Annotated in this window: 20 protein-coding genes; 15 read left to right on the top strand and 5 right to left on the bottom strand. The window is 73.4% G+C overall.

Going from position 1 to position 20456, the window contains the following annotated elements; all coding sequences use genetic code 11:
- Positions 1-47: 47 nt before the first annotated feature.
- Together ACFVGS_RS36530 and ACFVGS_RS36525 are read right to left on the bottom strand one after the other, a co-directional pair.
- A complete protein-coding gene (locus tag ACFVGS_RS36530) occupies positions 48-1190 on the bottom strand; it encodes an NADH-quinone oxidoreductase subunit D (RefSeq protein WP_384422952.1) in 1143 nt (380 codons plus the stop codon).
- Positions 1191-1194: 4 nt separating this feature from the next.
- Positions 1195-2244: an SAM-dependent methyltransferase gene (locus tag ACFVGS_RS36525; protein ID WP_385696713.1), complete on the bottom strand. Its 1050-nt coding sequence runs from the start codon at positions 2242-2244 to the stop codon at positions 1195-1197.
- Positions 2245-2392: 148 nt separating this feature from the next.
- On the opposite strand from ACFVGS_RS36525, the gene ACFVGS_RS36520 reads away from it, so the two are divergent.
- Genes ACFVGS_RS36520 through ACFVGS_RS36510 form a run of 3 tightly spaced genes read left to right on the top strand, consistent with a single transcriptional unit; the run spans position 2393 to position 4917 of the window.
- On the top strand, positions 2393-3601 hold the full coding sequence (locus ACFVGS_RS36520; protein WP_384422950.1) for a sensor histidine kinase: 1209 nt from the start codon (positions 2393-2395) through the stop codon (positions 3599-3601).
- 18 nt (positions 3602-3619) lie between these two features.
- Positions 3620-4300: a response regulator gene (locus ACFVGS_RS36515; protein WP_384422948.1), complete on the top strand. Its 681-nt coding sequence runs from the start codon at positions 3620-3622 to the stop codon at positions 4298-4300.
- Positions 4301-4308: 8 nt separating this feature from the next.
- Positions 4309-4917 carry an ATP-binding protein gene (locus tag ACFVGS_RS36510; RefSeq protein ID WP_385696708.1) on the top strand — a complete coding sequence of 203 codons (609 nt, stop codon included), beginning with the start codon at positions 4309-4311 and terminating at the stop codon, positions 4915-4917.
- Between the two features lie 171 nt (positions 4918-5088).
- Here ACFVGS_RS36510 and ACFVGS_RS36505 read toward each other — a convergent pair whose 3' ends face one another.
- Positions 5089-6177, bottom strand: a complete 1089-nt coding sequence (locus ACFVGS_RS36505) for a DUF5937 family protein (protein WP_384422944.1) — start codon at positions 6175-6177, stop codon at positions 5089-5091.
- 99 nt (positions 6178-6276) lie between these two features.
- Between ACFVGS_RS36505 and ACFVGS_RS36500 the strand changes: the two genes are divergently transcribed.
- A complete protein-coding gene (locus ACFVGS_RS36500) occupies positions 6277-6483 on the top strand; it encodes a hypothetical protein (protein ID WP_385696706.1) in 207 nt (68 codons plus the stop codon).
- A gap of 187 nt (positions 6484-6670) precedes the next feature.
- On the opposite strand, the gene ACFVGS_RS36495 is transcribed toward ACFVGS_RS36500, so the two are convergent.
- The gene (locus ACFVGS_RS36495) at positions 6671-7855 is read right to left on the bottom strand and encodes a threonine aldolase family protein (RefSeq protein WP_384422940.1); all 1185 of its coding nucleotides are present in this window, start codon (positions 7853-7855) and stop codon (positions 6671-6673) included.
- A gap of 127 nt (positions 7856-7982) precedes the next feature.
- Between ACFVGS_RS36495 and ACFVGS_RS36490 the strand changes: the two genes are divergently transcribed.
- The 10 genes from ACFVGS_RS36490 (at position 7983) to ACFVGS_RS36445 (ending at position 16790) form a co-directional block, all read left to right on the top strand.
- Positions 7983-8975: a Rossmann-like and DUF2520 domain-containing protein gene (locus tag ACFVGS_RS36490; protein ID WP_385696704.1), complete on the top strand. Its 993-nt coding sequence runs from the start codon at positions 7983-7985 to the stop codon at positions 8973-8975.
- Positions 8972-10036, top strand: a complete 1065-nt coding sequence (panC, locus tag ACFVGS_RS36485; protein WP_384422935.1) for a pantoate--beta-alanine ligase — start codon at positions 8972-8974, stop codon at positions 10034-10036. The genes ACFVGS_RS36490 and panC overlap by 4 nt, the downstream gene beginning before the upstream one ends.
- On the top strand, positions 10033-11724 hold the full coding sequence (locus ACFVGS_RS36480) for an L-aspartate oxidase (protein ID WP_384422933.1): 1692 nt from the start codon (positions 10033-10035) through the stop codon (positions 11722-11724). The genes panC and ACFVGS_RS36480 overlap by 4 nt, the downstream gene beginning before the upstream one ends.
- Positions 11721-12740: a carboxylating nicotinate-nucleotide diphosphorylase gene (gene nadC, locus ACFVGS_RS36475; protein ID WP_384422931.1), complete on the top strand. Its 1020-nt coding sequence runs from the start codon at positions 11721-11723 to the stop codon at positions 12738-12740. The genes ACFVGS_RS36480 and nadC overlap by 4 nt, the downstream gene beginning before the upstream one ends.
- Complete coding sequence (locus ACFVGS_RS36470) at positions 12740-13546, top strand: type III pantothenate kinase (protein WP_385696699.1); 807 nt, start codon at positions 12740-12742, stop codon at positions 13544-13546. Before nadC ends, ACFVGS_RS36470 begins: the two co-directional genes overlap by 1 nt.
- 745 nt (positions 13547-14291) lie before the next feature.
- On the top strand, positions 14292-14930 hold the full coding sequence (locus ACFVGS_RS36465; RefSeq protein ID WP_385696711.1) for a hypothetical protein: 639 nt from the start codon (positions 14292-14294) through the stop codon (positions 14928-14930).
- A 14-nt stretch (positions 14931-14944) separates the two neighbouring features.
- The gene (locus tag ACFVGS_RS36460) at positions 14945-15124 is read left to right on the top strand and encodes a hypothetical protein (RefSeq protein ID WP_384422926.1); all 180 of its coding nucleotides are present in this window, start codon (positions 14945-14947) and stop codon (positions 15122-15124) included.
- Between the two features lie 133 nt (positions 15125-15257).
- Positions 15258-15749 carry a BlaI/MecI/CopY family transcriptional regulator gene (locus ACFVGS_RS36455; protein WP_384422924.1) on the top strand — a complete coding sequence of 164 codons (492 nt, stop codon included), beginning with the start codon at positions 15258-15260 and terminating at the stop codon, positions 15747-15749.
- A 9-nt stretch (positions 15750-15758) separates the two neighbouring features.
- The gene (locus ACFVGS_RS36450) at positions 15759-16307 is read left to right on the top strand and encodes an amino-acid N-acetyltransferase (protein ID WP_384422922.1); all 549 of its coding nucleotides are present in this window, start codon (positions 15759-15761) and stop codon (positions 16305-16307) included.
- 144 nt (positions 16308-16451) lie between these two features.
- On the top strand, positions 16452-16790 hold the full coding sequence (locus tag ACFVGS_RS36445) for an Lsr2 family protein (RefSeq protein WP_384422920.1): 339 nt from the start codon (positions 16452-16454) through the stop codon (positions 16788-16790).
- Here the strand turns inward: ACFVGS_RS36445 and ACFVGS_RS36440 are convergent.
- The gene (locus ACFVGS_RS36440) at positions 16769-17401 is read right to left on the bottom strand and encodes an SCO3374 family protein (RefSeq protein WP_384422917.1); all 633 of its coding nucleotides are present in this window, start codon (positions 17399-17401) and stop codon (positions 16769-16771) included. The two genes, ACFVGS_RS36445 and ACFVGS_RS36440, sit on opposite strands and share 22 nt — an antisense overlap.
- Before the next feature lie 486 nt (positions 17402-17887).
- Between ACFVGS_RS36440 and ACFVGS_RS36435 the strand changes: the two genes are divergently transcribed.
- A complete protein-coding gene (locus ACFVGS_RS36435) occupies positions 17888-20407 on the top strand; it encodes an ATP-dependent Clp protease ATP-binding subunit (protein ID WP_385435746.1) in 2520 nt (839 codons plus the stop codon).
- The last annotated feature ends 49 nt before the right edge of the window (positions 20408-20456 follow it).

Here is a 20456-nt window from a genome sequence, read left to right as displayed (position 1 = left end):
GGGCAAAGCCGCCGGCGCCTTCCGCCTTCTGCCGTGCTCCCCGCCCGCTACTTGTCGATGTCGCCGACGACGAAGAACAGCGAACCCAGGATCGCCACCATGTCGGCCACCAGCGTCCCCGGCAGCAGCTCGGTCAGCGCCTGGATGTTGTTGTACGAGGCCGAGCGCAGCTTGAGCCGGTACGGCGTCTTCTCGCCCTTGGAGACCAGGTAGTAGCCGTTGATGCCGAGCGGGTTCTCCGTCCAGGCGTAGGTGTGCCCCTCGGGAGCCTTGAGGACCTTCGGCAGCCGCTGGTTGATCGGCCCCTGCGGCAGCTGCTCCAGCCGGTCCAGGCAGGCGTCGGCGAGCTCCAGCGAGTTGTGGGTCTGGTCGAGCAGGCACTCGAAACGGGCCAGGCAGTCGCCCTCGGTCCGGGTCACCACCCGCAGCGTGTCCTGGAGCTCCCCGTACGCGAGGTACGGCTCGTCCCGGCGCAGGTCGAAGTCGACGCCGGAGGCGCGTGCGATGGGCCCGGACACCCCGTACGCGTGCACGGTCTCCGCGCGCAGCACCCCGACGCCGCGCGTCCGCCCCCGGAAGATCTCGTTGCCGAGGACCAGCCGGTCGTACACGTCCATCCGCGACCGGACGTCCGCGACCGCCTGCCGCGCCCGCCCGAGCCAGCCGGCCGGCAGGTCCTCCTTGAGGCCCCCGACCCGGTTGAACATGTAGTGCATCCGGCCGCCGGAGACCTCCTCCATGACGGCCTGGAGCTCCTCGCGCTCGCGGAAGGCGTGGAAGACCGGGGTGATCCCGCCCAGCTCCAGGGGGTACGACCCGAGGAACATCAGGTGGTTGAGCACCCGGTTCAGCTCGGCGAGCAGCGTCCGCGTCCACACGGCCCGCTCCGGCACCTCCATGCCGAGCATCCGCTCGACCGCCATGACGACGCCGAGCTCGTTGGAGAACGCGGAGAGCCAGTCGTGCCGGTTGGCCAGCATGACGATCTGCCGGTAGTCCCGCGCCTCGAACAGCTTCTCGGCCCCGCGGTGCATGTAGCCGATCACCGGCTCCGCCTCGCGCACCACCTCGCCGTCGAGCACCAGCCGCAGCCGGAGCACGCCGTGCGTGGAGGGATGCTGCGGCCCGATGTTCAGCACCATGTCGGTGCTCTCCGCCGCCCCGCCGATTCCGACCGTCGTCTCCGTCATGGCGTCAGTATCCCCTGTCGTCCCGGACGCGCTGCAGCAGCCACAGGAAGTCGCCGAGACCGCCCTGGGCGGTCAGTTCCGCCGCCTCGCCGGCGGCCGCGAGGGCACGGACGTAGCCGGCGGGGTCGGTGGAGGCCAGGGCGAGCGGCGGCCGCGAGCCGGTCACACCGAGGCCGTGCAGCGCCTCGCGCTGGCTGAGCAGGGTGGCGGCCTCGGCCCGCGCCCCGGCGCCCGCCGGGCGCGTCCCCGCGCCGGTCCCGGCGTCCGTCACGGAGGCCGTACGGGTATCGGCCCCGGCTGCTGGCGAGCGCGCGTCCAGGGCCGCCTCGCCCGCCGCCGCGCACGCGTCCAGGGCCAAGTGCGCCGTCAGGTCGCGGCTGCCGTCCGGGACCGGGGGGACCTCGCGGCCCGCCCGGAAGGCGGTCAGGGTGCCGAAGGGCGGGCGGCCGGAGCCCAGGTGGGCGTAGTCCACGGCCACCGCCGTGCCCGCCGCCAGAGAGGCCACCGCCGTCGCCCAGGCCTCGTCGCGCGGCCGCCCGATCTCCGCGCGGTCGCCCGGCTCCCGCAGCGGCCACCAGCGCTCCAGCCACTCCGCGTCCGGTCCGGTCACCTCGCCGCCGAGTCGTTCGGTGCCGTCGACGCGTACCTCCACGTGGCGGACGGCCCCCGCCTCGTCCACCTGCGCCACGTCCACCGGCACGTTGTCCAGCCACTCGTTCGCGAAGAGCAGGCCCCGCTCGCCCTCCGGAATTCGTTCGGTCCAGGTGATCCTCGGGTCCAGGCCCGCCGGCCGGGCCGCGCGCTCCACGCCGTACGGGCGGACCCGAAGGTCCGCCGGGACCGCCGCGAGCACGCCGGTGAGCAGTTCGCCCCGCCCCGCGCCCACGTCCACGAACGCGGGCTCGTCCGTGCCCAGCTCCTCCGCGACCCGCACCAGGAGCCGGGCCACGGCGCCGGCGAACAGCGGGGAGGCGTGCACCGAGGTCCGGAAGTGGCCGGCCGGGCCTTCGGGGCGCAGGAAGAAGCCCCCGGGGCCGTACAGGGCCCGCTCCATGGCCGCCCGCCACCCCAGCCACCCGTCCCACTGACACGTCTCATCCGTCACGTGCTCCAGTCTCCACCTTGGGGAGTACGGGCCTCACGGGAAGGATCGACCCCACGGTTGACCCCTGCACCTATCCCCTTTCCCTACGCTGGGTCACGTGCAGCGCCTCTACGACTTCATCCGCAGACACCCGACGGGCGTCGACACCTTCTGGGCGGTCGTCCTGTTCGGTTTCTCCCTGCTGTGGGTGGCGTCGACCCCCTCGGGGACCGACGGCACGCCCGCCGCGTACGCCGGCGTCGCCGCGCTGTTCTCCCTGGTCGTCGCGCTGCGCCGGCGCATGCCGGAGAAGATGCTGGTCCTCGCGGTCCTGCTGGGCCTGGCCCAGCTCGTCTTCGGGCTCGTCCCGTTCATGGCCGACTTCGCCATGCTCGTGATCATCTACACGGTCGCCGCGCACGACGGCCCCCGCTGGGCCTCCCGGCTCGCGCTGGCCGGCGGTCTGAGCGCCGCCACCCTCTCCCAGCTGCGCTGGCCGCTGGAGGGCGGCAACGACTCCTCCGCGGCCAAGATCTTCTTCACGGTCATCATGACCGTGCCCTTCGCGCTCGCCTGGGTCCTCGGCGACTCCCTGCGCACCCGCCGCGCCTACTTCGCGCAGCTGGAGGAGCGCGCCTCCCGTCTGGAGAAGGAGCGCGAGGCGCAGGCCAAGGTCGCGGTCGCCGCCGAGCGCGCCCGGATCGCCCGCGAGCTGCACGACGTCGTCGCCCACAACGTCTCCGTGATGGTGGTGCAGGCCGACGGCGCCGCGTACGTCATGGACTCCTCGCCCGAGACCGCCAAGCAGGCCCTGGAGACCATCTCCTCGACGGGCCGCCAGGCGCTCGCCGAGATGCGCAGGCTGCTCGGCATCCTGCGCACCGGCGAGCACCAGGAGGCCGGTGAGTACGTGCCGCAGCCGGACGTCCAGCAGATCGAGGACCTGGTCGAGCAGGTCCGCGGCGCCGGGCTCGCCGTCGACTTCAAGATCGAGGGCACGCCGCGCCCGCTGCCCAGCGGCGTCGAGCTCACGGCGTACCGGATCGTCCAGGAAGCCCTCACCAACACCCGCAAGCACGGCGGCCCCGACGCCGGCGCCAGCGTCCGGCTCGTGTACTTCGACGACGGCCTCGGGCTGCTCGTCGAGGACGACGGGCGCGGTGCGCCGCAGGAGATGTACGAGGACGGCGGCGCCGACGGCCGCGGCCACGGCCTGATCGGCATGCGCGAGCGCGTCGGCATGGTCGGCGGCACCCTGGACGCGGGCCCGCGCCCCGGCGGAGGCTTCCGCATCAGCGCCCTGCTCCCCCTCAAGCCCGCTCACTGACGACCCTTAAGGATCTTCATGTCCATCCGCGTGATGCTCGTCGACGACCAGGTGCTGCTGCGCACCGGTTTCCGCATGGTGCTCGCCGCCCAGCCGGACATGGAGGTCGTCGCCGAGGCGGGCGACGGCGTGGAGGCCCTGCAGGCGCTGCGGGGCACCCAGGTCGACGTCGTCCTGATGGACGTGCGCATGCCCAAGCTGGACGGCGTCGAGACGACCCGGCGGATCTGCTCGGAACCGGACGCGCCGAAGGTGCTGATCCTCACCACCTTCGACCTCGACGAGTACGCCTTCTCCGGGCTGAAGGCGGGTGCGAGCGGCTTCATGCTCAAGGACGTGCCGCCGGCCGAGCTGCTGGGCGCGATCCGCTCCGTGCACAGCGGTGACGCCGTGGTCGCCCCGTCCACGACCCGCCGCCTCCTGGACCGGTTCTCGCCGATGCTGCCGTCGTCCGGCAAGGAGCCCAGCCACAAGGAGCTCGACAAGCTCACCGAACGGGAGCGCGAGGTCATGCTGCTCGTGGCGCAGGGCCTGTCGAACGGCGAGATCGCGGCCCGGCTCGTGCTGTCCGAGGCGACCGTGAAGACCCATGTGGGGCGCATCCTCACCAAGCTGGGCCTGCGCGACCGCGTCCAGGTCGTCGTCCTCGCGTACGAGACGGGCCTGGTCCGGGCGGGCGGCGGAGCGGGCGGGCGCTGAGGCACGGCATGCTGATCTGGATCAACGGCCCGTTCGGCGGCGGCAAGACCCAGACGGCGCACGAGCTGCGGCGGCGACTGCCGGGCAGTGCCGTGTGCGACCCCGAGCACGTGGGTTTCGGCCTGCACCGCGCCCTGCCGCCGGGTCTGTGGGGCGACTTCCAGGACCTGGCGGCGTGGCGGCAGGGCGTGTACGAGGTCCTCGACCTGGCGCTGCGGCGGCATGACGGCCCGCTCCTCGTGCCGATGACGGTCGTCGAACCGGCCTACTTCGCGGAGACGGTCGGGCGGCTTCGGGAGGCGCACGGCGAGGAGCGCGTACGTCATGTCGCGCTGCTCGCCGAGCGCGACACCGTCCTGCGGCGGCTCAGGGAGCGCGGCCTCGGCCGCGGCCTCAAGCGCGAGAGCTTCGCCGTACGGAAACTGGACGGCTGCCTGGAACGGCTCGCCGGCCCCGAGTTCGCCCACCACGTCCGTACGGACGAGCTCACCGTCCCGCAGGTCGCCGACCGGGTCGCCGAGCTGGCGGGTCTGCGGCTCGCGCCGAACACGGACGGCCGGCTGCGGCACCGGCTGCGCCGCATCAGGGTGGGCCTCTCCCACATCCGCTTCGACTAGGCCCGTCCGGCGGATCAGGGGTGGACCCGGCCAAGATCCGGAAGAGACGGCCCGGGTCCTGAGCGCGGTCCGAGCGGGCCCGCGCGTGGGTCCGAGCACGAGTCCGAGTCCGGGCCCGAGCGCGGGCCCGAGCCCGGGCCCGCGCGTGCGTCCGGCCCCGGTCCGCCGGACCTACCGCAGCACGGACTCCAGGAAGTCGCTGCCCACCCGGGCCACCACCGAGAAGTCCAGCTGGTGCAGCACGTAGCGGCCCCGCCGCTGGGTGCTGAGCATCCCCGCCTTCTTCAGGACGGACAGATGGCGGGAGACCTCCGGGGCGGTGATCCCGTGCGCCTCGGCCAGCTCGCTCGTCGAGTACGGGCCGCGTGCCAGGCTGCGGCACAGCCGCATGCGCATCGGGTGGGCGATGGCCTCCAGGCGCAGCTTGACCGTCTCGACCGGCTCGGCGCCGCCGATCTCGCGGGCGTCGGCCGGGTACTGGATCACCGGCTGCCAGCCGGGTGCGCACAGCGCCATCAGGTGCGGCCAGCCGAAGGCCGTGGGCAGCAGCGTCACCGCGCCGCCGTGGGCCTCCGTCCGGGCGTGCACCAGCTTGTCGACGACGATCCGGGAGCCGCGCGCGTCCTCCTCCAGAGCGAGGGCGGGCGATGCGGCGGTCAGCGCCTCGGCGAGCCCCTTGCGGCGCAGCAGCTCGGTCTTGTGGCGGGCGTCGGCGGTGAGCTGGACGCGGACCCGGCGCCAGGTGTCGGCGAAGAACGCCTGGTCGCAGTCCTCCAGGAGTCGCCGGATCCACGCGCGCGTGGCGGTGGGTTCGGCCAGCATCCGCTCCACGAACGCCGACTGGCGCGGGCCGCGCGCGGCGGCCAGGTCGAGGGCCCGGCGCCGGGACCGCTCGTCGACGAGCGGGGAGGGGATGCCCTCGGAGTAGCGGCTGCTGCACGAGATCTCCAGGGCCGCGCCGACGAACTTCTCGTCGTCCATGCGGTCGAGGTCGTCCAGTTCCTCGGCCAGCGTCTCGCGGGGCTGCGCCGGCAGCAGGAAGTCGGAGCGGGTGGACCTCCACATGAAGTCGGCCTCGTGGAGCCGGTCGGCGAGCTCGGGCTTGAGCGCGGCCGCGGTCGCGGTCGTCCAGGCGTGCAGCCGGGCGTGGTGGGCGGGCTCGGCGAGGGCGTGCAGGGCGTTGCCGAGCTCGGCCAGCGGCGAGGGGCAGAAGGTGATCCGCTCGGGCGGCAGTCCGGTGATGTCGATGGTCACGCTCACGCCCCTATGGTGCGGGGTGGGGCGGGGGAGGCTCATGCCGTTTGACGAGGCCCGTCAATCGGCGGGCGGGCCGACGGGCACCGGGCGCACGGTGGGTCCATGAACGCGCTCCACCAGCACCTCCTGGACAGCTACCGCGCCGGCCGGCACGGCGAGCCCGCCCCGCCCGTACCCGGCACCCACGACCTCGCCGCCCTCCGCGCGGCCCGCGACGACCACCGCTTCGCGTCGGTGCTCGCCGGCCGCCCGGCGACCGGCCGCCTCCGCCTGGCCGTCCGCAGGTGGCGCCACCCGGGCGCCTGCTAGGCCGTCCGCCGCCCGCGTGGGGCCCCCGGCGTCGCCCCGACGGAGCCGTCACTGCGGCCCGGGGCGGGCCGCAGCCGTCCTCATCTGACGGGTGGCAGGCCCGACTCTGCCGCCGCCTGGGGCCGGGTGTCGGGCCCGTCTCCGCCGCCCGGGCCGGGCCGGCGCCGTCTCCGCCGCCCTCCGACCCTCAGCGCGCCCGCGCCAGGAAGTCCCTGGCCGCCCGCTTCACGTCCTCCGGCGTCCACTCCAGGCCCGGACCGTTGACCGTCACCTCCGTGGCCGCCACGCCCGGCGGGCCGCCCAGCGGGGCGGGGAACCAGCGGCGGAAGAGGGTGGTGCCGGTCCGTTCCGCCTGGTCGAGAGAGGCCGTGGTGAGGGCCTCGGGGTCGTACGGGAGCCAGACCTGGAACTGGTGGGTGTGCGGGACCTCCGGGTGGATCCGGAACCAGCCGACGCCCTCCTCCGCCAGGACCTCCCGCAGCGCCTCGGCCACCACACGCGCGTGCGCCACGTACGAGGGCAGACGGGGCAGCTCGGTCTCCAGTCCGCGCAGGGCCGACAGGGCCGCCGGGTACTGCTGGAAGACCTGGCCGCCGTACCGGTGGCGCCAGAGCCGCGCCTCCTCGACCAGGCCCTCCGGGCCGGCCAGCGCCGCACCCGACATGCCCCCGAGGGACTTGTAGAAGGACACGTACACGCTGTCCGCGAGCCCCGCGATCTCCATCAGCGGGCGGCCGAAGTGCGTCGGGCAGTCCCACAGCCGCGCCCCGTCGAAGTGGACCACCGCGTCCCGCTCCCGGGCCGCGTCCACGACGTCGACGAGTTCGTCCCAGGTGGGCAGGACGAAGCCGGCGTCCCGCAGGGGCAGCTCCAGCATCAGGGCCCCGAAGGGCTCCGGGTGCTCGCGCACCTCGTCCGCCGTCGGCAGCCGCGGCTCGTCGGTCGGGTGGACCGTGCGCAGACCGCTGACGGCGCCGAACGCGCCGTTCTCGTGCAGCTCCGGGTGGGCCAGCGGGTGCAGCGCGACCACCGGGCTGCCCGTCCGGCCGGCCCAGCAGCGCATCGCGACCTGCTGGGCCATGGTCCCGGTCGGGAAGAACGCCGCGGCCGGGAAGCCCAGCTCCCGCGCGACCCGCCGTTCGAGCTCCTCCACCACGGCGTCGCCGTACACGTCGACGGGCCCGTCGCCGTACGGGGAGCCGGCCGCCCAGTCCGCCAGCTCGCGCAGCCGCGCGGCCGCGCTGCCGTCCATCGACGCCTCCCACAGCCTGCGCGGTGCGCCACCCCACAGCCTGGCCCGGCGCACCCGGGCCGGCTCCTCGTCCTGGCCGTGGTGCCGACCCTCGTACCGGTCCTCGCTCTGATGCTCCATGAGCAGATCATCACACCGTCGCCCACACCCTGTGGACAGCCACGAGCGAGCGCGAAACGCTGGCGTAGCATGACCAGAAATCGTCCGGTACCCAGCGAGGACTGGAACGGAAGGCCGACCCGAAACCGTGAACGCACCACCAGAACCCCGGCACCCGCAGGTGGACCGGGCCGAGGACCGCCCCGCCAGGCTCACCGTCGGAGTCGTCGGCGCCGGCCGTGTGGGTCCCGCCCTCGCCGCCGCCCTCCAGCTCGCCGGACACCGCCCGGTCGCCGTCTCCGCGGTGTCCGACGCCTCCCGCCGCCGCGCCGCCGCGCTGCTGCCGGACGTGCCGGTCGTGGAGCCCGCCCGGGTGCTCGCCCTCGCCGACCTGGTCCTGCTCACCGTGCCCGACGACGCCCTGCCCGGCCTCGTCGAGGGCCTGGCCGACACCGGCGCCGTGCGTCCGGGACAGCTCCTCGTGCACACCTCCGGGCGGTACGGGGTGCGGGTCCTCGACCCGGCCCGCCGCGCCGGCGCGCTGCCGCTCGCGCTGCACCCGGCCATGACCTTCACCGGCACCTCCGTGGACGTCCAGCGGCTCGCCGGCTGCTCCTTCGGCGTCACCGCCCCCGAGGAGCTGCGGCTCGCCGCCGAGGCCCTGGTCATCGAGATGGGCGGCGAGCCCGAGTGGATCGCCGAGCAGAACCGCCCGCTCTACCACGCGGCCCTTGCCCTCGGCGCGAACCACCTGGTCACCCTGGTCGCCCAGGCCATGGAGCTGCTGCGCTCGGCCGGCGTGAGCGCGCCCGACCGGATGCTCGGCCCGCTGCTCGGCGCCGCCCTGGACAACGCTCTGCGGTCCGGCGACGCCGCCCTGACCGGACCCGTCGCCCGCGGCGACGCGGGCACCGTCGCCGCCCATGTGGCGGAGCTGCACAAGCACGCGCCCGGCACCGTCGCCGGCTATCTCGCGATGGCCCGCGCCACCGCCGACCGGGCGCTCGCGCACGGCCTGCTCAAGCCCGAGCTGGCCGAAGATCTGCTGGGCGTCCTCGCCGAGACGGCGCACGCCACCGGCACCCACGGCGGCACCGGCACCACCGGCCCCGCCGACGGGCCGCAAGGAGACGACCGATGACCCAGCCGGCCCGCGAGAGCGCCGAGAACAGCCGCCACCAGCCGGCCCTGCTGGTGCCCACGGTCGAGGACCTCGCCGCCGCGCGCGCCCGCTTCGGCGCCGCGCCCGGCCGCAACGCCGTCGTCATGACCATGGGCGCCCTCCACGAGGGCCACGCCACCCTGATCCGCGCCGCCCGCGAGCGCGTCGGGAGCGACGGCTTCGTCGTCGTCACCGTCTTCGTCAACCCGCTCCAGTTCGGCGCGGGCGAGGACCTCGACCGCTACCCGCGCACGCTCGACGCCGACAGGGAACTGGCGAGCGCGGCCGGCGCCGACGCCGTCTTCGCGCCCTCCGTCGACGAGGTCTACCCCGGCGGCGAGCCGCAGGTGCGGATCACCGCGGGCCCCATGGGCGAGCGCCTGGAAGGCGCCTCCCGGCCCGGCCACTTCGACGGCATGCTCACCGTCGTCGCCAAGCTCCTCCACCTCACCTCGCCCGACCTGGCCTTCTTCGGCCAGAAGGACGCCCAGCAGCTGGCCCTGATCCGCCGCATGGTCCGCGACCTGAACTTCCCGGTCGAGATCGTCGGCGTGCCCACGGTCCGCGAGGACGACGGCCTCGCCCTGTCCAGTCGCAACCGCTACCTGTCGACCGAGGAGCGCCACACGGCCCTCGCGCTGTCCCGCGCGCTGTTCGCCGCCCGCGACCGGCTCGCCGCCCAGGCGGCGCTCCGCGCCCGCGCCGACGCGCTGCCCGGCGCCCAGGGCCGGGCGGAGAACCGCGCCGAGGCCCTTTCCCGGCTCGGTGAGGCCCGCGCCGCCGCCGACGCCCACGCGGTCGCCCAGGCCGCCGAGGGCCGGGGCGCCGAGGCCGTACGGGCCGCCGCCCGTGCCGTACTGGACGACGCGGGAAAGGCCGACCCGCCGCTCGCCCTGGACTATCTGGCCCTGGTCGACCCGGCCGACTTCACCGAGGTCGCCGACGACCACGACGGCGAGGCGATCCTCGCCGTCGCCGCGCGGGTGGGGACCACGCGGCTCATCGACAACATCCCCCTGACCTTCGGAGCCACGAAGTGACCGGAATACGGCTGCACGCGCCCGCCCCCGGCTGGACCGTCGACGCCGACGTCGTCGTGGTCGGCTCGGGAGTCGCGGGCCTGACCGCGGCCCTGCGCTGCACCTCCGCCGGGCTGCGCACGGTCGTCGTCACCAAGGCCCGGCTCGACGACGGCTCCACCCGCTGGGCGCAGGGCGGCATCGCCGCCGCGCTCGGCGAGGGCGACACGCCCGAGCAGCACCTCGACGACACGCTCGTCGCGGGCGCCGGCCTCTGCGACGAGCAGGCCGTCCGGGCTCTCGTCACCGAGGGCCCCGACGCCGTCCGCCGGCTCATCGCCACGGGCGCCGACTTCGACCGCGCCGCCGACGGCGGGATCGCCCTGACCCGCGAGGGCGGCCACCACCGCCGCCGGATCGCGCACGCCGGCGGCGACGCGACCGGCGCCGAGATCTCCCGCGCCCTCGTCGAGGCGATACGGGACCGGGGCGTCCGCTTCATCGAGCACGCCCTCGTCCTCGACCTCCTCAAGGACGCCGAGGGCCGCACCGCCGGCGTCACCCTGCACGTGATGGGCGAGGGCCAGCACGACGGCGTCGGCGCCGTCCACGCGCCCGCCGTGGTGCTCGCGACCGGCGGCATGGGCCAGGTCTTCTCCGCCACCACCAACCCGGCCGTCTCCACCGGCGACGGCGTCGCGCTCGCGCTGCGCGCCGGCGCCGAGGTGTCCGACCTGGAGTTCGTCCAGTTCCACCCGACGGTGCTGTTCCTCGGCGCCGGCTCCGAGGGCCAGCAGCCGCTGGTCTCCGAGGCGGTACGGGGCGAGGGCGCCCACCTCGTCGACGCCGACGGGGTCCGCTTCATGGCCGGGCAGCACGAGCTGGCCGAGCTCGCGCCCCGTGACATCGTCGCCAAGGCGATCACGCGCCGCATGCAGGAGCAGGGCACGGAGCACATGTACCTCGACGCCCGCCACTTCGGCGCCGAGATGTGGGAGCAGCGCTTCCCGACGATCCTGGCGGCCTGCCGGGCCCACGGCATCGACCCGGTCACCGAGCCCGTCCCGGTGGCACCGGCAGCCCACTACGCCTCCGGAGGCGTCCGCACCGACCTGCACGGCCGCACCACGGTGCCCGGCCTCTACGCGTGCGGCGAGGTGGCCTGCACCGGCGTGCACGGCGCGAACCGGCTCGCCTCGAACTCGCTCCTCGAGGGCCTGGTCTTCGCCGAGCGGATCGCCGCGGACATCACCGCCCACGGCCCGCACCGCGCCGGCCCGCCGGCCGCCCCGGGCGCGCCGACCGTCCTCACGCTGATCGAGCCCGAGGCCCGCCGCGAGATCCAGCGGATCATGACCGGCGGCGCGGGCGTGCTGCGCTCCGCCGGGAGCCTCGCCGCCGCGGCCGACGCCCTGGAGGGGCTGCGGCTGGACGCCGAGGAGGAGCGCAAGGCGGCCGAGCCGGGCGTGGACGCCTGGGAGACGACCAACCTGCTGTGCGTCGCCCGGGTCCTCGTGGCCGCGGCGCAGGCGCGCGAGGAGACCCGCGGCTGTCACTGGCGCGAGGACTTCCCCGACCGCGACGACCGCGACTGGCGCCGCCACCTGGTCGTCCGCCTGACGCCCGACCGCCGACTGGTGGTCCGCCGCACCGGCGGCGCAGACTTTCCGCCCGTAACCCCCGACGCACCCCTGGAGCCGCTGTCGTGAGCACGCCCGAGGAAGCACGTCCGCAGCCCGTGGACGTCCCCCTGATCCACATCAACGCCGCCCCGGCCGAGTCCGCCGGCGGCTGCGGCGACGGCTGCGGCTGCGGCGAGGCCGACGAGTTCGAGTGCGGGCTCGACCCGGCGCTCGCCCAGCTCCTCGCCGACGCCGGGCTCGACCCGGTGCAGGTCGAGGACATCGCGCACCTCGCCATCGCCGAGGACCTCGACGGCGGCGTGGACGTGACGACCGTCGCGACCGTCCCCGAGGACGCCGTCGCGACCGCCGACTTCACCGCCCGCGAGGCCGGTGTCGTGGCCGGTCTGCGGGTCGCCGAGGCGGTCCTGTCGATCGTCTGCACCGACGAGTTCGAGGTCGAGCGCCACGTCGAGGACGGCGCCCGGGTCGAGGCCGGCGACCTGCTGCTCAGCGTCACCGCCCGCACCCGCGACCTGCTGACCGGCGAGCGCAGCGCCCTGAACATCCTGTGCCGCCTGTCCGGCATCGCGACCGCCACCCGCGCCTGGGCGGACGCCCTGGAGGGCACGAAGGCGAAGGTCCGCGACACCCGCAAGACGACTCCGGGCCTGCGAGCCCTGGAGAAGTACGCGGTGCGCTGCGGCGGCGGCGTCAACCACCGCATGTCGCTGTCGGACGCGGCGCTGGTGAAGGACAACCACGTGGTCGCCGCCGGTGGCGTGGCCCAGGCCTTCAAGGCCGTGCGGGAGCTGTTCCCCGACGTGCCGATCGAGGTCGAGGTCGACACGATGCACCAGGTCCGCGAGGTCCTGGACGCGGGCGCCGACCTGATCCTGCTGGACAACTTCACGCCGATCGAGACGGAGGAGGCGGTCGCCCTGGTCGCCGGCCGCGCGGTCCTGGAGTCCTCCGGCCGGCTCACCCTGGAGAACGCGGCGGCGTACGCGGCGACCGGCGTTGACTACCTGGCGGTGGGCGGCCTCACCCACTCCTCGCCGATCCTCGACATCGGACTCGACCTGCGCGAGGCGGCCGTCTGATGCTGCTCACGATCGACGTCGGCAACACCCAGACGGTCCTCGGTCTCTTCGACGGCGACGAGATCGTGGAGCACTGGCGCATCTCCACCGACCCGCGGCGCACCGCCGACGAGTGGGCGGTCCTCCTCCAGGGCCTGATGGGCATGCATCCGCTGCTCGGTGTCGAGCTGAGCGACGGCATCGGGGGGATCGCGATCTGTGCGACGGTCCCCTCGGTGCTGCACGAGCTGCGCGAGGTGACCCGCCGCTACTACGGCGACGTCCCCGCGGTCCTGGTGGAGCCGGGCGTCAAGACGGGCGTCCCGGTCCTCACGGACAACCCGAAGGAGGTCGGCGCCGACCGCATCATCAACGCGGTGGCGGCGGTCGAGCTGTACGGCGGCCCGGCGATCGTGGTCGACTTCGGCACGGCGACGACGTACGACGCGATCACGGCGCGCGGCGAGTACGCGGGCGGCGCGATCGCGCCGGGCATCGAGATCTCGGTCGAGGCGCTGGGCGTGAGGGGCGCGATGCTCCGCAAGATCGAGCTGGCCCGCCCGCGCAGCGTGATCGGCAAGAACACGGTCGAGGCGATGCAGTCGGGCATCGTCTTCGGCTACGCGGGCCAGGTGGACGGCGTGGTCGCCCGGATGAAGCGCGAACTGGTCGGCGTGGGCGGCGACCCGTCGGACGTGACGGTGATAGCGACCGGCGGTCTGGCGCCGATGGTCCTCGCCGACTCCAAGGAGATCGACGCCCACGAGCCCTGGCTGACCCTGATCGGCCTCCGCCTGGTCTACGAGCGAAACGTGGCCCGGCTGTAGCAGCCCCCCCGAGCCAGGCCCCCGGCCTGGTGCCGGCCCGGCCCCCGGCCCACGCCCCGGCCCCGGGCCTGGTCCCGGGCCTCGGCCCCCGGCCTGGTCCCGTGCCCCGGGCCCGGTCCCTGGCTCCCGTCTGGTCCCGGGCCTCCGGCCCGGCGCCTGGCTCCCGCCCGGACCCGGCCTCCGGCCTCCAGCCCCCGGCCCGGTCCCTGGCTCCTGCCTGGTCACGGCCTCCAGCCCCCGGCCTCCGGCGCGGCCCCGGGCCCGGCCCCTGGCTCCCGCCTGGTCCCGGGCCCCCGGCCCCGGCCCCGGCCCGGTCCCGGGCTCCCGGCCCCCGGCCCAAGCCCGGCGGCCAGCCCGGCCCCCGGCCCCTGGCTCTTGCCTGGTCCCGGCCCTCCGGCCCCGGCCCGGCCTCTGGCTCTTGCCTGGTCCCGGCCCTCCGGCCCCGACCCGGTCCCTGGCTCCCGCCTGGTCCCGGGCCCCCGCCCCGGCCCCGGGCCCGGTCCGCAGCGCCCAGCCTGGTCTCCGGCATCCGGCCGGATGCCGGGCCGGGGCGCGGTCCCGCCCGTCCGGCCGGATGCCGGGTCGGGGCGCGGTTCCGCCCGGCCGGGCGGCCGGCGCTCTGGCCGGTGGTGGCGGTTGGGCCGTCCGGATGGAGTGAGCCGCCACGAAGATCGATAAGTGACGGAATTGTCCGATTAGCGCGTACCGTCGGTCCATGCCCACGCCCTACGGATCCCGCGGCGGCATGGCGTTCAGCGCGGACGAGCTGCGTGTGCTCCGACGCGCCCTCGCCACCGCGCTCAACCCTGCCCCCCTTCAGGACGACGACGTCCAGGACTGCCTGCGCCTGGCCGACTCCGTGGACGAGGCCGTGCGCGAGGCCGGCAGACTGCGTGCCTTCCTCCTCGCCGACCTGGTCCGCTACCGCCAGGCCCTGCCCGGCTCCCTCACCGGCTATCTGGAGCTCCTCCAGGACGCCCTGGCCACCGGTTACGACCCGGGGGTCGACGACCTCGCCGCGCTGCGGGCGCTGCGCGGCAACCCCACGGCCGCCGCCCTGCTCGCCCGCTGCCAGGTCCTGGCGGAACGATCCGTCCGGGCCCGGCTCGCCAGGGTCGCCCAGGCCGGGGCCCCGCAGCCCGCGCCCGTCGGCCGGCTCGCGCCGGCCCGGCAGCTCCGGCAGGCGCGTACCCGGCTGCTCGCCCTGCCCGGCGGCCGGGCCGCCGAGGAGGGCCCCAAGCCGCCCGCGCCCGGAGGGCCGGCCAAGCCCGGTCCCAAACCGCCCGTGCCCGGCGAGCGACCGGTGCCCAAGCCCTCCGAGGTCTTCCCGCCGCGCCGGCGCCCCGTGCCGCCGCCCCCGCCCGAGGAGCGGGCGGCCGGATAGCTACTCTGGACGCCATGGACTACGTATCCGCGCTCCTTCCCCCCGTCGTGATGGCCGCGTTCTTCATCGCTCTCGTCGTCACGATCGTCAAGACCCAGGGCGGGCCGAACAAGGCGAAGGAGGACGCCGCCGTGGACGCCGCCCTCGCCCGCGCCGAGTCCGCCCGCCAGCAGAGCGGCACCTCCGCCCCGTAAGCGGTCCCCAGCGGCGGCACCGGCACACCGAGGACGTACGACCACACCAGGCCGTACGTCCTTTTTGTCGCCTCCTGCGGTGTTTTTGCCGCAATTTGATGTGTATGCGGAGATCTCGCACTAAGGTGGCGCCGTGCCCCGTCAATTGGGAGAGCTGGAAGACGCCGTCATGACGCGCGTCTGGCAATGGAACCGCCCGGTGACCGTCCGGGAAGTCCTGGAGGATCTCCAGCAGGAACGGTCCATCGCCTACACCACCGTCATGACCGTATTGGACAATCTCCACCAGAAGGGCTGGGTGCGCCGGGAAGTCGAAGGCCGCGCCTATCGATATACGGCGGTCTCCACCCGCGCCGCCTACTCGGCCGCACTGATGAACGAGGCCTGGGCGCAGAGCGACAACCCCGCCGCCGCCCTCGTCGCCTTCTTCGGCATGATGTCGCCGGAACAGCGCGAAGCGCTCAACGACGCCGTCCGCGTCGTCCAGCGGGACAACCCCGAGCCGGCTCCGGCCCCCGTGCCTCCCGCGGCCCCGGAATCGGCAGGATCGGCCGGATCCGCCGGATCCGCCGATTCCGGAGAATCGGCCGAGGGCGGCGAGGGCTCGGCGGGCCCCGGGCGATAACGTCCCACCATGTCATCCGCGTCATCTGCGTCATCAGCGACTTCCCCTTCCGCCAATGCCGTCACCGTGCGCCGGGCCCGCACCTCCGATGTCGCCGCGGTCCGCCGGCTCGTCGATCCCTTCGTGCGTCGCGGCATCCTCCTCGACAAGGCGACCGTGACCCTTTACGAGGACATCCAGGAGTTCTGGGTCGCCGAACGTGACGAGGACGCCACGGTCGTCGGCTGCGGCGCCCTGCACGTGATGTGGGAAGACCTCGCCGAAGTACGCACTCTCGCCGTCGATCCCGACTTCAAGGGCGCCGGAGTGGGGCATCAGGTGCTCGACAAGTTGTTGCACACCGCGCGCTGGCTCGGGGTCCGCCGCGTTTTCTGCCTCACCTTCGAAGTGGACTTCTTCGCGAAGCACGGCTTCGTCGAGATCGGCGAGACTCCGGTCGACGGAGATGTCTACAGCGAGCTCCTGCGTTCCTATGACGAGGGTGTCGCGGAGTTCCTCGGTCTCGAACGAGTGAAGCCGAACACCTTGGGCAACAGCCGCATGCTTCTGCACCTGTGAGGGAGGCGCGGATCGGAGTGCCTATGTCCGAATCGCGCACGTTTCCCGCGTTGCCAGGCTTCTGAACCTCTGCCGGGGGTTTGTGTTTTTCCGGGAAAAGCGGTTTCCTTTCCGCGTACTGCATTTTCGATGAAAGGAAATCCGGTGGCACAGAAGGTTCAGGTCCTTCTTGTCGACGACCTCGACGGCGGCGAGGCGGACGAGACCGTGACGTTCGCGCTGGACGGCAAGTCCTACGAGATCGACCTCACCACCGCCAACGCGGACAAGCTCCGCAGCCTGCTCGAGCCGTACACCAAGGGTGGCCGTCGTACCGGTGGCCGCAGCGCCGGCACCCGTGGCAAGGGCCGCGTCGCCGCCTCCGCCGGCAGCCCGGACACCGCGAAGATCCGCGCGTGGGCCAAGGAGAACGGTTACAACGTGAACGACCGCGGCCGCGTACCCGCCGACATCAAGGCGGCCTACGAGGACGCGAACCGCTGAGCCGTCAGCTGCTGCTGAGCGACCGTCCCCGCCGCCGGCTCCGGCCGGTGGGCCCGGGCAGCACTCAGCAGCCGCGCCCGATGACACTCGGCGGCGGCCGCGGCCACCAGCCGGGCCAGACAGGGGGCGTCCGCACCGCCCCGCGGGGGCCGCAGGGCCGGCAGCGAGGACTCGACCTCGCGTCCCGGCTCCGGGGCCCTCAGCCACACCGAGGCACCCGGCGCGCCGGAGGCGCTTCGTCCGGTCGGCCTCCAGCCGGGGGGTACGGGGGCGGTCATCCGGCCGTCGGTGCCGAGCATCGCCAGATCCAGTGAGATCCCGCCCCACTCCAGCCAGTCGAGCAGCCCGGGAAGCTCCTCCGCGCTCCCCGCTGCGACGAGCAGCCGCATCCGCCGCCCCATGAGGGCCACCGGACCCACGGCGGCGCCCATCCGGCGCAGCACGCCGCGGCCGGCCGTCGCCGGCAGCTCCAGGACGTCGAAGCGCAGCCCCGTCACCAGCTGCACCGGAGGCCCGGCCGAGGTCGCCCAGCCGAGCTCGTGCTCGTACCACCGCGCCAGCGCCTGACCGCCGTCGAGCGGCGCACGGGGAGGCGGGACGGTGAAGGCCATACCGGGGGAACGCCGCCGAGGGCCCGCGGGTTACGCCCCGGGAGACCGCGGCGGCACGCGCGCGGTCACACAGGGTCCTTGATCCGGTGCGCGGAGTGTCCATGATGGGGGCGTACGGGTGCATTCGGCCGCGCAAGGTTGTTCGCCCGTAGCGGAGGGAACCGGGGTGCGCCGCATGGAGTGTCAGTCCTTACGGGTAAGACATTCCATGTGAGGAGGGGCGTCTCGCGGGCTGAAGCGTCTCACGTTCGCCATCGGCGTACTGGAGGCGCGGGTAACAGCTTGGCCTGCGGGAACATCGTCTCGCACCATCGAGTTGGAGCATTTGTCGGCTGTTCGGCAGCAGGTCTCCCCAAGAAGTAAGGGGGTGATCCGGACGGATGTCGGCAGTTGGAATGAGCGGTCCCCGCTTGCGGGACTAAGCTGCGGAAGGACAGGGAGGGGATCGACCCCTAACTGACTGACCGCTCTGAGGAGCGATTAACGATGTTCGAGAGGTTCACCGACCGCGCGCGGCGGGTTGTCGTCCTGGCTCAGGAAGAAGCCCGGATGCTCAACCACAACTACATCGGCACCGAGCACATCCTCCTGGGCCTTATCCACGAGGGTGAGGGTGTCGCCGCTAAGGCCCTGGAGAGCCTCGGGATTTCGCTCGAGGCGGTCCGCCAGCAGGTGGAGGAGATCATCGGCCAGGGCCAGCAGGCCCCGTCCGGGCACATCCCCTTCACCCCTCGTGCCAAGAAGGTCCTGGAGCTGTCGCTCCGGGAGGCCCTCCAGCTCGGCCACAACTACATCGGCACCGAGCACATCCTGCTCGGCCTGATCCGCGAGGGCGAGGGCGTCGCCGCCCAGGTCCTCGTGAAGCTGGGCGCCGATCTCAACCGGGTCCGGCAGCAGGTCATCCAGCTGCTCTCCGGCTACCAGGGCAAGGAAGCCGCCACCGCCGGCGGTCCTGCCGAGGGCACGCCCTCGACGTCCCTGGTCCTCGACCAGTTCGGCCGCAACCTCACCCAGGCGGCCCGCGAGTCCAAGCTCGACCCGGTCATCGGGCGCGAGAAGGAGATCGAGCGGGTCATGCAGGTGCTGTCCCGCCGCACGAAGAACAACCCGGTCCTCATCGGCGAGCCCGGCGTCGGCAAGACGGCGGTCGTCGAGGGCCTGGCCCAGGCCATCGTCAAGGGCGAGGTGCCCGAGACCCTCAAGGACAAGCACCTCTACACGCTGGACCTCGGCGCGCTGGTCGCCGGCTCCCGCTACCGCGGTGACTTCGAGGAGCGCCTGAAGAAGGTCCTCAAGGAGATCCGCACCCGCGGCGACATCATCCTGTTCATCGACGAGCTCCACACCCTGGTGGGTGCGGGCGCCGCCGAGGGCGCGATCGACGCCGCCAGCATCCTCAAGCCGATGCTGGCCCGCGGTGAGCTCCAGACCATCGGTGCCACCACGCTCGACGAGTACCGCAAGTACCTGGAGAAGGACGCGGCCCTCGAGCGCCGCTTCCAGCCCATCCAGGTCGCCGAGCCGTCGCTGCCGCACACGATCGAGATCCTCAAGGGTCTGCGCGACCGTTACGAGGCCCACCACCGGGTCTCCATCACGGACGAGGCCCTGGTCCAGGCCGCCACCCTGGCCGACCGCTACATCTCCGACCGCTTCCTGCCGGACAAGGCGATCGACCTGATCGACGAGGCCGGTTCCCGGATGCGCATCCGCCGGATGACCGCGCCGCCGGACCTCCGCGAGTTCGACGAGAAGATCGCCTCCGTCCGCCGGGACAAGGAGTCCGCGATCGACTCGCAGGACTTCGAGAAGGCCGCCTCGCTGCGCGACAAGGAGAAGCAGCTCCTCGCCGCGAAGACCAAGCGGGAGAAGGAGTGGAAGGCCGGCGACATGGACGTCGTCGCCGAGGTCGACGGCGAGCTGATCGCCGAGGTCCTCGCGACCGCCACCGGCATCCCGGTCTTCAAGCTGACCGAGGAGGAGTCCTCGCGACTGCTCCGCATGGAGGACGAGCTCCACAAGCGCGTCATCGGCCAGAAGGACGCCGTCATCGGTCTCTCGCGCGCCATCCGGCGTACGCGGGCCGGTCTGAAGGACCCGAAGCGTCCCGGCGGTTCGTTCATCTTCGCCGGCCCGTCCGGTGTCGGTAAGACCGAGCTGTCCAAGGCGCTCGCCGAATTCCTCTTCGGCGACGAGGACGCGATGATCTCGCTCGACATGTCCGAGTTCAGCGAGAAGCACACCGTCTCGCGTCTCTTCGGTTCCCCGCCCGGATACGTGGGCTACGAAGAGGGCGGCCAGCTCACCGAGAAGGTGCGCCGCAAGCCGTTCTCCGTGGTCCTCTTCGACGAGGTCGAGAAGGCCCACCCCGATATCTTCAATTCCCTTCTCCAGATCCTGGAGGACGGTCGGCTGACCGACTCCCAGGGCCGGGTCGTGGACTTCAAGAACACGGTCATCATCATGACGACCAACCTCGGGACCAGGGACATCTCGAAGGGCTTCAACCTCGGCTTCGCGGCCCAGGGCGACACGAAGTCCAACTACGAGCGGATGAAGGCGAAGGTCAGCGACGAGCTGAAGCAGCACTTCCGCCCGGAGTTCCTCAACCGTGTGGACGACATCATCGTCTTCCCGCAGCTGACCCAGGACGACATCCTCCAGATCGTCGACCTGATGATCGGCCGTGTCGACGAGCGCCTGAAGGACCGGGACATGGGCATCGAGCTCTCCCAGTCCGCGAAGGAGCTCCTCGCCAAGAAGGGTTACGACCCCGTTCTGGGCGCCCGGCCGCTGCGCCGGACGATCCAGCGCGAGATCGAGGACTCGCTCTCCGAGAAGATCCTCTTCGGCGAGCTGCGCCCCGGTCACATCGTGGTCGTGGACACCGAGGGCGAGGGCGAGGAGAAGAAGTTCACCTTCCGCGGCGAGGAGAAGTCGGCTCTCCCGGACGTCCCTCCGGTCGAGGCGGCCGGCGGCGCGGGCCCGAACCTGTCGAAGGACTGACGCTCGGCTGACGCTGTAGGGGCGGCCCCGGAACCGGATGGTTCCGGGG

The organism is Streptomyces sp. NPDC127114 (genome assembly GCF_042677525.1).
Classification (GTDB): Bacteria; Actinomycetota; Actinomycetes; order Streptomycetales; family Streptomycetaceae; genus Streptomyces.
Note: the sequence above shows the minus strand (reverse complement) of the source record. Positions and strands in the feature narration are given on the sequence as shown.

Bases quoted from the DNA above. Each gene is read 5' to 3' on its own strand.
- ACFVGS_RS36530 (WP_384422952.1), bottom strand. From the start codon at position 1,190: ATGACGGAGACGACGGTCGGAATCGGCGGGGCGGCGGAGAGCACCGAC.
- ACFVGS_RS36525 (WP_385696713.1), bottom strand. From the start codon at position 2,244: ATGGAGCGGGCCCTGTACGGCCCCGGGGGCTTCTTCCTGCGCCCCGAA.
- ACFVGS_RS36515 (WP_384422948.1), top strand. From the start codon at position 3,620: ATGTCCATCCGCGTGATGCTCGTCGACGACCAGGTGCTGCTGCGCACC.
- ACFVGS_RS36510 (WP_385696708.1), top strand. From the start codon at position 4,309: ATGCTGATCTGGATCAACGGCCCGTTCGGCGGCGGCAAGACCCAGACG.
- ACFVGS_RS36500 (WP_385696706.1), top strand. From the start codon at position 6,277: ATGAACGCGCTCCACCAGCACCTCCTGGACAGCTACCGCGCCGGCCGG.
- ACFVGS_RS36495 (WP_384422940.1), bottom strand. From the start codon at position 7,855: ATGGAGCATCAGAGCGAGGACCGGTACGAGGGTCGGCACCACGGCCAG.
- panC (WP_384422935.1), top strand. From the start codon at position 8,972: ATGACCCAGCCGGCCCGCGAGAGCGCCGAGAACAGCCGCCACCAGCCG.
- ACFVGS_RS36470 (WP_385696699.1), top strand. From the start codon at position 12,740: ATGCTGCTCACGATCGACGTCGGCAACACCCAGACGGTCCTCGGTCTC.
- ACFVGS_RS36465 (WP_385696711.1), top strand. From the start codon at position 14,292: ATGGCGTTCAGCGCGGACGAGCTGCGTGTGCTCCGACGCGCCCTCGCC.
- ACFVGS_RS36460 (WP_384422926.1), top strand. From the start codon at position 14,945: ATGGACTACGTATCCGCGCTCCTTCCCCCCGTCGTGATGGCCGCGTTC.
- ACFVGS_RS36450 (WP_384422922.1), top strand. From the start codon at position 15,759: ATGTCATCCGCGTCATCTGCGTCATCAGCGACTTCCCCTTCCGCCAAT.
- ACFVGS_RS36440 (WP_384422917.1), bottom strand. From the start codon at position 17,401: ATGGCCTTCACCGTCCCGCCTCCCCGTGCGCCGCTCGACGGCGGTCAG.
- ACFVGS_RS36435 (WP_385435746.1), top strand. From the start codon at position 17,888: ATGTTCGAGAGGTTCACCGACCGCGCGCGGCGGGTTGTCGTCCTGGCT.